The organism is Chryseolinea sp. H1M3-3 (genome assembly GCF_029360725.1).
Classification (GTDB): Bacteria; Bacteroidota; Bacteroidia; order Cytophagales; family Cyclobacteriaceae; genus Chryseolinea.
In genome coordinates, this window is record NZ_JARKMY010000002.1 from 1,188,730 (window position 1) to 1,200,420 (window position 11,691).

Here is an 11,691-nt window from a genome sequence, read left to right on the forward strand (position 1 = left end):
ATAGCCAGACTATACAGATGTATAACCTGAATATCAATATGTGTAGCCGCGTTATAAAGATGTATAACGTGAAAATGAATCGGTGTAAGATGAAATTTATTTTCCCTTTTTTGGAAAACAGGCCCTGAATCCCTACCCCATACCCCTGGACCATCGTCCATGGACTTTTCCGAAATCATTTATTACCTTCACCCGTAAGACCCCTAAACCAAACCTTTAAACCAACCCGTTGACGTTATCCTTATGAAAGTCGATGCCTCGAAGGAGACCAGCGCGATGCCCGCTAAACTCCTTAAGCTGTTGCTGCTCATCTCTGTTTTAAAAGCCAGCCGCTGGACGATCAAGCAGCTGATGGAACGTTTCGAAGTAAAGAAGAGTAGCATGTACCGCTACCTGGAGACACTCGAAGAAGCAGGATTCTACCTGGACAAAGATTCACACGACCGCTATTTTATCGTTACCACGGAAGACAACCCGGACCAGTCGAACTTTACCATCGAAGAGATGACCACACTGCGCAACTTTATCATTGCAGACCCTGACCATCCGTTGCGCGGCTCGTTGCTTAAAAAACTTTCGTTGCATTCCGAGCTCGACACCATGCCACGCATGGTATTAAAGGCGCACCTCGCCAACCTCGTGGGTCAGCTAACGGATGCCCTACGCAACAAGCACCAGGTCGTACTAAAAAAATATCATAGCGCGAACAGCGGCACCATCAGCGACCGCCTCGTAGAGCCCATTTATTTCGGAGACAACTACCAATCCATCCGAGCCCTCGATGTTAACGAGATGAGCTGCAAATCTTTCAAGCTCGACCGCATCGGTGAAGTGAACGAAACCCACACACCTTTCGCGCACGCTGACCATCACGAAAAACGCCCCGCCGACATCTTCGGCATTACCGGAGAAACAACCATCTGGATAACGTTACATTTCCTGACCGCCCGTGCCTACTTACTGCTGAAAGAAGAATTTCCGCTTGCTGTTCCATATCTAAAACAAGAAGACAATACCTACACCTTTCGTGGGCCCGTATCCAGCTTCAACGGCGTTGGGAGATTTGTGATGGGCTTATTGGATGAGGTGGAAATAAAGGGGCCGGAAGAGTTTAGTAATTATGTTAGGCAGAAGGTGGGAGTGGGGGTGAGGGGTGGGTGAACGCGGTTCAGGGGAGTCGGGCGCGCTGTGAGCGGCAGAAGTGAGAAATTGAAAAACAGGGATGAAAACCCTGCGGGGTAAAAGGGAAATGCGAATTCGTATATGTTTGGTTGCTAAAATGTAATACGTATAGTATGCTGTTTGTTAGCGGCAACAGCTTAAAATAGAATCATGTGAAAACTGAGCTAAAAATCATATTAGAAGAAGGAGCATCAAACAAACAGCAGGGAAACTGCTTTGAAACTCTGATTCGGAATATACTAACCTCCCATCAATACGAAGTCAGGTCTAACATAAACTTTGTGGGTATGGAGATAGACCTTATTGCAAATCACAAGCATAAAGATGAAACTCTCTATGTTGAATGTAAAGCAAAAGAAAAAGTAACTTCTGATGAATTATCAAAATTTTGTTTCAATGCATTGCATAAAAAAGCAAGTGCTGGATATTTTTTCAGGACTAAGGAACTAGAGAGTCAGGCAGGTGGGTATTTAAGGGAATTGCAAGACGATTCCCGATACAGACATTTAACATTTTTTGAACCAGATGATATTATCAAGATCTTGTCAGATGCTAAATTAATATTTGAACCATCGGCCATTTTAAGCTCCCACAAGATCTCCAAACGTATATTTGCGGTGACTTATTTTGGTGATTTTCTTATCTACATTGTTAACAATAGTAGTCTAGTTAAAACTCATTTCTTACTGTTTAATTCAAAATCCAACGAAGAAGACATCGCAGAAGACAAACTCAATATTTTAAAAAATAGAATTGATGATCTTCAGGACTTAGATCAGATGATAGTTGGAAAAGAGAAGAATGAAACAACGCAAGGCATAGCTCCGATTCATCAGAAAGAAATCGAAACTATCTCGGAAGTACAAGAAAGCACGAATTGGTACGATTATTTACCTGCTTCATCTAAACATTTCGTTGGAAGAGACAAAATTAGAAATCAGATATTTAATTTTTTCTTAGATGTGAGCACTTGTCAAACCAGTAAAAGGATATTCTATCTCACAGGAAAATCAGGTTGGGGAAAAAGTTCTTTAATTGCTGAGCTCCGAGGAAGGTCTAGGAATAAATTCTACAAGAACAGATTTTACGTTACTGCTATTGATACACGAAGTGCTACTTCAAGTAATTTTGTCGCATTGGCCTTTGATAAGTTACTTAAAAAATCTATCTCAAGTGGTTTCTTAAAATTGCCACCTTTGTCAGCAAAGGTATCATTTACATCCAATTTCGACCTTTTGAGTTCTGATTCAGTTAACGAGGTGTTATCCGAATTAAGCAGACAACACAAGGTTCTGGTACTGATATTTGATCAGTTTGAGGATGTGTTTAGAAAGCAATCTTTATTCAAATCTTTTTATAAATTTCTTTCCGATGTAACGGATGCCAAATCAAATCTAGTGATTGGCTTCTCTTGGAAAACAGAGATTACAATTCCGATCGATAATGAAGCTTATCACTATTGGCAGCAGGCTAAAGAGCAGGCGGTTAATTTTATGATTCCGGAGTTTGGTTCAAAAGAAGTAAATGGAATCGTTAACCAATTGGAAGCGAGTACATCTAAAATTGGAAATGATCTTAAACGAAGAATTGTCGAAGGATCACAAGGCCTCCCTTGGTTAACAAAAAAGTTATGTATTCACCTCTATCATCAAATTAAATCGGGAATTCCCTCAACAAAACTCATTGATGACAATCTTAATATAGTATCTCTCTTTAAAACTGATTTAGAAGGGGTGACCCCGGAAGAATTGGCGGCATTAAAATATATTGCAAAAAGGGCATTCGATGGAAATCTATTTGATATTACAGAGTTTGGAGATAACATTTCCGAAAAGACTGTCGAAGCTTTAAGAGACAAGCGACTTATAATAAGGTCAGGGGCAAATTACATTGTCTATTGGGATATCTTCAGAGATTATTTAGTTAATAATGAAGTTCAACAAATTGGAGAATCTTTTATAATAAGACAGCCAGTAAAAGTCTGCTTCGAGATCTTCTCTTTGTTTAATCATGGAGAGGAACTTACGATTGGTGAAATTAAAGACAAACGATCAAAGACTGTAAAAAGAGAAACAATCGAAAATGTGCTAATCGAATTGCGGAATTTGGGTTTGGTTCAGAAAGTAGATGGTCAAGACAAATATCGGATTGCACATCAGAGCATAGAAACCTCCAAAAATGGTTTTGTTAAGTTTATAAGTGATAAGTTTTTGAACTATACTCCCTACCTCAAGCTTATCAAGATTGACAAGAAATTATTAACAGCAAATGATGTAATCGAAGTATTTAAAGATGTTTTTAAAGGGTACGACTTTAAGCATAAGACATGGTCTTTCTATGCAAAAAATCTTATTTCTTGGTTAGCATATTCTCAGCTTTCAATTAAGAATAAGCTTGAGGAACCTCGGAAAGGTAGAAGATTTGGGATAACAACAAAGTTAAGTAACGATCATCAAGATTTTATTCTTAGAGGATCATTTTCGGAGACTCTTAAATCTCTTGCGCTTCTCAAAACGACTCCTTCTAAAATAACAAGTGGTGGATATCGAGATCTCCTGATCTTGGGAATTGTAAATGAGCAAAGGGACATAACGGACTTTGGAAGAAAAATAATTAATAGCGATATCGAGGAGGTTCCTAGAATGATAAGACTGGCTGCCGTTAAATTACCAAAAGTGAAACAAGTAGCTGATCTTTTGACTATTAAATCAAAACTAAAAGCTAAAGAACTATTAAGTCTACTACCATCCGACTTCTTTAATGCTGAAAAAGAAAGTTCTAAATTGATATATGCTAGCAAAATTTTGACTTGGGTGAAAAGCAGCAGCCGCTGACAAAATGTTTCTGCAATGGTGCCGGACCAGTGGTTTTAAGTTTTATCTTCGTTCAACGTTTAGTTTCGCGTGGGACAGGGACGTGGCTTCGAGAAGGCCACATTGCAGAAATACCAACGTTATCGCAAGTTTTATTGAAGAGCATCAACAAACAAATCTGTTATGACTTCTGAAAATAACACGTTTGGGATTTTATTGGGTCATAAAATTTTGGATGGAAAACTCAAAAAGAAAGGGAATTCCAGAATAATGTAGATTTTGGGCGAGCACACAAGATTGCATATAACCAATGGTGGGTTTAGTTTAGATTTAAATATCTATCGCCCTTCAACGCTCGTTTAACTTGTGGAAAGAGTCGACTTCGAAACCCACCGGCGTTGCCCTCGACACGGTCGGAAAAGTAGTTTAAACATTATAGAATGACACTTTGACCCATACAGATTCTAGACAAATGACAAGTTTGCTATTAGACGAATATAACGGTTACCACCCGGAGTTTATGGACTCGCTGGTAGTGTTTTCGGAGGACAATAGGAGGAAAATTATAAGGAGGCTCAAAAACGAAAAAGACAGAAATAATTTTCTTTCCACCATTGGTGAAATAAGATTTGGAAAATTGTTCAATGAGCTAGGATTTCAAATCGAATACGACAAGCTGTTCCCCAATAATCAAAAACCTGACTGGGAAATAAGAATTAGAGGCTCTTCGGCTATCTGCGATGTTTACAGGCTGGGTAAAAGTGAGAAAGATCAATTTAGGAGTGACTTTGAGAATAGATTGATTGAGAAGATAGAGGGCATACAACAAAGGTATTTTTTAAAAATATATTTTGTGGACGCACACTTCGATACGACTTTTTATAATGTTGACTTAATAACTAACGAAGTAAGAGATTGGTTGACTAGTTCACAAAAAGAAGTTGGAGAAAGGATTTCGATACAAAATAATTTTGAATTTGAAGTCATTAAATCACAAACAGAGACCGAGAATGTTTGTTGTTTAGGAAATGTAAGCCCAATTGAAATAAAATCGCAAAAAGTGAAACAGTCAGGAAATTTAAAACCAAATGAGATTACGAAAAAGCTTCATAAGTATGATTCAATAATTTCAGAGTACAAAGTGCCATTTTTTATTTGTGTTTACATAGACTTTGCAAGTGGCTTTAAGCACAGGGACCTTCAGGACAATTTTTTGGGACGTGGTGTTAAGTTCGTTGACTTCGGAACACCCATGGCAAGTATGGAACAATTTAGACACCTGGGACAAGCATGGTCCGAGTTAGGTGAATTCTATAACAATTTACAACTGAGTGGTATTATAACTTTTTTTAATGAACAGTTTAAATTACTACTGAATCCAAACAGGCAACAAATAATCTATGAGCAAAGGAACGAGGAAATGCTATTAAAATTGAAAATTATTACTGACGCAAATGAAGGCAACAACTAAACTAAAGTGAGGGTAAGACCCTACGTCTGGCAACAAAATGTCCATGAATCCCTTCCGACGTAACCCTCCTCTGAAGTACATCTTTTAGTTAAGAAATTGGTGCTATAGGTTTGCTGAAAAAAAATGGTACTCATGGAATCAACAGAAGTCACTACGCAGCAATTAATGTTTTCACTTATCGAGATTTGGCAGGGTAGTAATAAATCTCAGCAGGAATTCTGCAAGGAAAAAGATATCCAATATCATAAGTTTAGCTATTGGTTTAGGAAATACAGAGCTTTGCACTCATCCATTGGCACCGACACAAAATTCTTTAAGCAGATAAAATTAAAGGAACAAAGTCCATGTTCATCTCCTGTAGAATTGTTGTTTCCCGATGGCCGCAAACTTATCTTTCATCAGCCTGTAGAGGTTTCTTTTCTACGCGCTTTACTGGGCTAATATGCTTTCCCTTTCCCGTTCGTACAGATATTTCCTGTACCAACACCAAGCGGATATGCGCAAGGGTTTGGCATTCTTCTATTTAATTTTTCTCGGATTGATCACCGGACTAAATCTATTTATAGAGAGAAAAATGGAGAAGAGAAGAACAACACGCGAGTATTTAATGTTAGTGGTAATTAATTTGATTTTCTTGGCGCTTGGTATTATTTATTACTCAAACAAATTCTATGACTATTGCGAACAACCGTAGGAACTGAATACATCGCCTTCGTGGACAGAGGGCCAGCCGCTAATAATATGGTTCGCGTGGTCGACACGGCCCCGCGTGAAGCCCGTGCTGCACCGGAGCTTGCGCCACCGCTAAAGCTAAGGCGACACGCGGTCGGTAATGGTGAGTATATATTTTACTTTTGGGATTGACGTGCAGCCGGAAAGTGTTTTTCTACTGGTGGTATATCCGAACAAGGCAGTTTTCTAATTTAAAGCAGCGTACGGATTTTCGTTTGATCCTCTGTGTGGTTTTAAGTCGTTAATCGATTTACTTCTGCGCTTTACCCAAAGCAGTAGCTAAGCATAGTTTTTAAGAAGCTTGCTTGCTCTGATGTTTTTGGATAAGATCTTTCATCATTCCCGGACCCGACGGCCCTCGCCTATCAAAACTAAAGATTGTGATCGTCGTGAGTTGCTTACAAACAGGGTAAGTATGAAATGAGATCACAGCCAATTACCAGAATCCGAATCTATTCGCACACTGGAAGTTGGTATATTTATAATGTAGAAATACATTTGTGATTAAACAGGAAGAGCCGTGTGAGGGGACGCTTTCACGAACAGTTCGGTGAGGGTGCAGAGGCGAAAATCCCTTGCGTGACTCAACTATGTGCAATTTGAAGGCATGAAGAAGCTGAGCCTTTATTTGACATTCATTATCGTGCTTGCTGTTAGCTGTCGGGATGTTGATAGATTAAATGTAAAACCAGGAATTGGCATTGATAATTTGACCTTTCTCAATTCAGATACTAATGATATTAGAAAATATAGAGGACTTGATTTTGTGAAACGTTCTGGGAAATCTGTTGTTGACGGTCCGGCATGGGCGTGCTACGAGCAATCAACAAGATTCATCAATGACAGTTTGGGGATAACCTTTGTGTTTTCAACCCCCTGCGTTAAACACGTTGATTCGGCCAAACAAGTTTTTGTTAATGTGTCATTGTATAAGACTCCAAATGCATGCTTGTCGGATAACTTGTGCATTGGCTCTGCTACCAGAGGAAATGTAATTAAACATTTAGGTGAACCGTTAAAGGCTTATGAGCAAATATCCGGTCAAGTCGACCTATATTATGACTACCTGGAGTTACATTTTTCATGCGACACCTTAAATTGGATTAAGATTTACACTAACCAGAAATTGGAACACCAACTTAGATAGACACAACTACACCTAATAAACACGGCTTCGCGTGGCCTGCACCGCCCAGCGTGAAGCCATGTTGCGCCGGAGCTTCGGTAGCGGTGAATACATTTTACTTATGGGGATTGATGTGCAGCCGGAAAGAGAGTTTTCTAACGGTAGGCATATCCGAACACTGAGCAGTTTTCTAATTAAAGCAGCGTAGGGATTTTTCGGTTGATCTTCTGTGTGGTTTTAAGTCGTTAATCGATTTATTTCTGCACTTTGCCCAAAGCAGTAGCTAAGCATAGTCTTTAAGAAGCTTGCTCGCTCTGATGTTTTTGGATAAGATCCTTTATCATTTCCGGACCCGGCGGCCCTCGCCTGTCAAAATTAAAGATTGTGATCATCGTGAGTTGCTTACAAACAGGACAAGCATGAAAGGAGATCACAGCCGATTACCTGAATCCGAATTTATTCGCACACTGGAAATTGGTATATTTATAATGTAGAAATACATTTGTGATTAAACGGGAAGAGTCGTATGACTTTCTCTCCGGATTTCTATGAGAACGCAGAGGTGAAATCCTTTGAGTGACTCGACTGTGCGCCATGCAAATAGACATTTGAATGATGGAAGGATATTTTGATATTGAATGGATAGTTGAGCTCATTAAAGAGCAAGTGCCCGACAGGCTTTATCTCATAGAGCAACTTCGAAAATCTGGTATTAAGGGATGGATAAGACAACCCTATGTCAGATTCGTATCCGCAGAAAATGCAAATCAACCAGGATCAATCTGGCAATTTTACGAGAATGTTGTATTGGAACATAAGACCGAAGGGACAATTGTTCTTGATATCCTTAAAGATGGACGAATTGGCGGAATCGAGTTTGTCAGTCAAATTCGGCAGTAGATTTAAGTGGAAGTAAGGAACGCATAGGAAATAAGGCTTTGCGTGGCGGCACCGCTCAGCGTGAAGCCAGTGTTGCACGGGAGCTTGCGCCACCGCTAAAGCGACATGCGGTCGGTAGCGGTGAGTATATTTACTTATGGTGATTGATGTGCAGCTGGAAAGTGATTTTGCTAACGGTAGGCATATCCGAACACTGGGCAGTTTTCTAATTTTAAGTAGCGTACGGATTTTTCGTTTGATCATCTGTGTGGTTTTAAGTCATTAATCGATTTATTTCTGCGCTTTGCCAAAGCAGAGCTAAGCATAGTCTTTAAGAAGCCTGCTTGCTGTGAGGTTGTTGGATAAATTATTATTATTTTAACATCAAGGAAAATTTAAACAACACAAACATCAGCGGCGTAGGCATTCGCCGGACAAATGAATTTTATTAAGAAAATATTTAAAACTAGCCCAGAGCAATCCTTAACGATGGATAAGGAATTTGATTCTTATGTTAAGAAGAGTATTACGTTGATCGGAACAGAGGGGAAAGGATTGGAAAACGATAAGTTGGTAGAGCTGTTAGTAAATAGCGGAATACCAGAACTTGAAGCGATTGAAATAATGCTATTCCTGCCAGTTGCATTCTGCCGAAAATTATTACCGCAAATAAATTGGCATCCTGACTATGTAGACTTCTACGCAGAAGACAAACAAATTAAAAGATTATATAACGACAACCCACGATATATAATCATTCAGTCTTTGACTGAAAAATACTGCAACGAAAGGCCAGATAAAAATATTATAATGAATGTAGCAGGGCGTAGCGCAGAGTTTAAGTCAATCAACCGGCTATTACTTAATGGAGGGCAGGTTAAAGACATTGATGTGAGCCAGACCTTCGTAATTAGATATGATTGACTGGAGATGAAAATAGGAAGAGCCCGCAGTTAGCAGAGAGGCTTTCATGTATGGTTTCGGGAGAACGCTACGTGAAATTTCCTTGCATGCACTCGACTGGCAGGAAGACTGCAACACCATGACAACAGACAAGCAACATATCGGAATCGCAAAAGTTAAACCCAACTGGGACTTTTGGGGGCTAATTGACATCAATGGAAATTATCTGCTTGAACCAATCTGTCGTAGTATTTATGACTGGAAGGAAGGAATTGCCCGCCTTGAAAAGGTCTCTACTAATATTGATTTAGGTGGCAACTGGACGAATCATTATAACGGAGATTATGGTTTTATAAATGCCACCGGAAAGATGATTACGGATTTTTCTTTCGGGGATGCCAACGACTTTTCGGACGGGCTTGCCGCTGTAAACAAAAATAAAAAATGGGGCTTTATAGACAAGGATGGAAAAGTTACAATTCCTTTTCAGTTTGACAAAGTTCATTCCTTTCAAAAAGAAGGTTGCGTTGTATCTCTTAACAATAAGTGGGGATTGATTGATAGAACTGGAAAATGGAAACTTGAAAATACATTTGAAAGTTTATCGGACTTTGCTTTTGGACTTGGTGTTGCCTCAACAAAAAATGGATTTGCATTAAACGAAAAACATAATTTTATTATTGATTCCAATGGCAATAAAGTGGTTGACCTCCCTAAAGAATGGACTTGGTTTAAACCAGTTTCAGAAAAATTAATTTTAATCGGAACGACGAGTGGAAATCCAGGTGAAAGGTTTTATGGTTTTATGGACGTGCAGGGAAGGATTAAATCAAAGCCTCAATTTTATACAACGTCCGACAGCTTATTTGACACGGGACAATTTGCCAATGGAAAACTATTTGTAGAAACCAAAGACGGCAGGAAAGGCGTTGTGAATGAGGAAGGGGAATTTGAAGATTTAAATTCATCCACGATTGAAAACTCCAAAAATACTGAATTGCAACATAGACCATTTGATGAGATATTAGAATTCGCAGAGGGTTTAGCAGTTGCAAGAAAGGGTAGACTTTGGGGTGTAATTGACGAGAACAACAAAGTCGTAATTGATTTCAAGCTTCAAAAAAGATTTTTGCGAGCAGTAGGAGACAAAGGATTTTTCTTTTCCGAGCATTCTCCAAAATTTTCTTGTGGACTGATTGGTATATGCGAAGAACGTGACAACATTTATTCGGGTTACATTGACAAAGAAGGTGAGATAGCCATCGAATTAAAATATAGAATTGCAGAACCGTTCTTTTCAAGCTAAGGGTGAAATTCTCTTGCAAGACTCGATAGTGGGCAAACACATCGGACAAGCGCTCAATCTTGAAAGAGTGAAGCGAAATACGTAGATTTGATCGAACTTCGGGATTGTGTATTTCGATACTGAGTATACATTACCGTTGGCGCAATAATGACAACAGAGTTTGCGCGAACGTAAATGATCACATATGGCGGGAGGGACGCATGTTTTTGATATGATAAAAAGGCTTAAGGAAAATGGAAACCTTAAGAAAAAGAACTATTTTGAAATAAAGGAAACTTACACAAAAGCTTCACAATCGATTAATGTTGATTATAAAAATGCTACCCAAGCAGAGCGCGAGGAAATTAGAAAAAAAGTTATTTCGGAGGGAAGGGCTGAAGCTAAAAAATCGTTAATGATTCTGATGTTTTCCGTTCTTGTGACAGCGGTGCTTATTTTCCTTGTGTTAAAATTATTACCTTGATCCGAACCGGCGGAGTTCCCTAGAACATGAGTAGTAAGCAATGAATTTTATTAATCCATACGTCACAATATATGCGGATGATAAGGCAATTAATCAACTGCCTTTTTGCACGGAAGTTATTTGGACATTCTTAAAAAATATTGACAATAGGCTTAAGTTATTCCAACATCGACTAAACATTTATATCTCTGAATCAGAGGAGCCGAAGAGAATTTCAAAGTTCGGGAGCATTTATGAGTACAGAACTAAACTAGCCAGACCATTTCACGGAATATCAGAGTTTGAAAAAAGAAACGAATTATTGAATCTAATTTTTGAAGCCTTTGATGCAGTGGGTAGAGAACATAAATGGGCCATTAGTGTAGTCCGAGATGCCTATTCAAAATCTATAACCCAACTGGGCACGTTTGAATATCTGACTGAAAGCAAATTAAATAGAAGGAAAAAACTTTCGGGACAATTAAAATTGAACTTGAACGGACGCACATTGATTTTCAATGCTGAAATCAATCACATGGATAATAATTTTAGAAAAAGCTATGAGTTGTTACTAACAGATGAATACAACTTTTCTTGGAACAGAATGTTTAGAGAGTTCGGTTGGTATGACAATCAAAGATTCGGACTCAAATTTTTGTCTGGTGACTTATGGATTGTTATTAACACCGAAGACGGACAGTTTGAAGAAATTCTGAACCCTAAAAAATTTGACCTGAAAAAAATCGAGAAATATTTGTTGGACTTAAAGAAATTTATAAAGTCTGGCTGAGTAAAAGTAGAAAAGAGGTGAAACGCGCTTGCGCCACTCGACTGTGT

10 protein-coding genes are annotated in these 11,691 nt (G+C 38.8%); all 10 read left to right on the top strand.

The features are described 5' to 3' along the window. Window positions 1-243: 243 nt before the first annotated feature. Window positions 244-1,161: a WYL domain-containing protein gene (locus P2W71_RS12485; RefSeq protein WP_276371456.1), complete on the top strand. Its 918-nt coding sequence runs from the start codon at window positions 244-246 to the stop codon at window positions 1,159-1,161. Window positions 1,162-1,334: 173 nt separating this feature from the next. After that, window positions 1,335-4,016, top strand: a complete 2,682-nt coding sequence (locus P2W71_RS12490) for an ATP-binding protein (protein ID WP_276371458.1) — start codon at window positions 1,335-1,337, stop codon at window positions 4,014-4,016. A 514-nt stretch (window positions 4,017-4,530) separates the two neighbouring features. Then, entirely contained in the window at window positions 4,531-5,466 is a 936-nt protein-coding gene (locus P2W71_RS12495) for a hypothetical protein (RefSeq protein WP_276371461.1), read from the top strand. A gap of 132 nt (window positions 5,467-5,598) precedes the next feature. Further along, window positions 5,599-5,907, top strand: a complete 309-nt coding sequence (locus P2W71_RS12500; RefSeq protein WP_276371464.1) for a hypothetical protein — start codon at window positions 5,599-5,601, stop codon at window positions 5,905-5,907. Between the two features lie 898 nt (window positions 5,908-6,805). Continuing rightward, on the top strand, window positions 6,806-7,345 hold the full coding sequence (locus tag P2W71_RS12505; RefSeq protein ID WP_276371466.1) for a hypothetical protein: 540 nt from the start codon (window positions 6,806-6,808) through the stop codon (window positions 7,343-7,345). Between the two features lie 591 nt (window positions 7,346-7,936). Next, window positions 7,937-8,224: a hypothetical protein gene (locus P2W71_RS12510; RefSeq protein WP_276371467.1), complete on the top strand. Its 288-nt coding sequence runs from the start codon at window positions 7,937-7,939 to the stop codon at window positions 8,222-8,224. Between the two features lie 417 nt (window positions 8,225-8,641). Continuing rightward, window positions 8,642-9,127, top strand: coding sequence for a hypothetical protein (locus tag P2W71_RS12515; protein WP_276371469.1), 486 nt, complete (start codon window positions 8,642-8,644; stop codon window positions 9,125-9,127). Window positions 9,128-9,173: 46 nt separating this feature from the next. Next, a complete protein-coding gene (locus tag P2W71_RS12520; RefSeq protein ID WP_276371472.1) occupies window positions 9,174-10,412 on the top strand; it encodes a WG repeat-containing protein in 1,239 nt (412 codons plus the stop codon). 184 nt (window positions 10,413-10,596) lie between these two features. Continuing rightward, window positions 10,597-10,875 carry a hypothetical protein gene (locus P2W71_RS12525; RefSeq protein WP_276371474.1) on the top strand — a complete coding sequence of 93 codons (279 nt, stop codon included), beginning with the start codon at window positions 10,597-10,599 and terminating at the stop codon, window positions 10,873-10,875. A gap of 40 nt (window positions 10,876-10,915) precedes the next feature. Then, entirely contained in the window at window positions 10,916-11,644 is a 729-nt protein-coding gene (locus P2W71_RS12530; RefSeq protein WP_276371476.1) for a hypothetical protein, read from the top strand. Window positions 11,645-11,691: the final 47 nt, after the last annotated feature.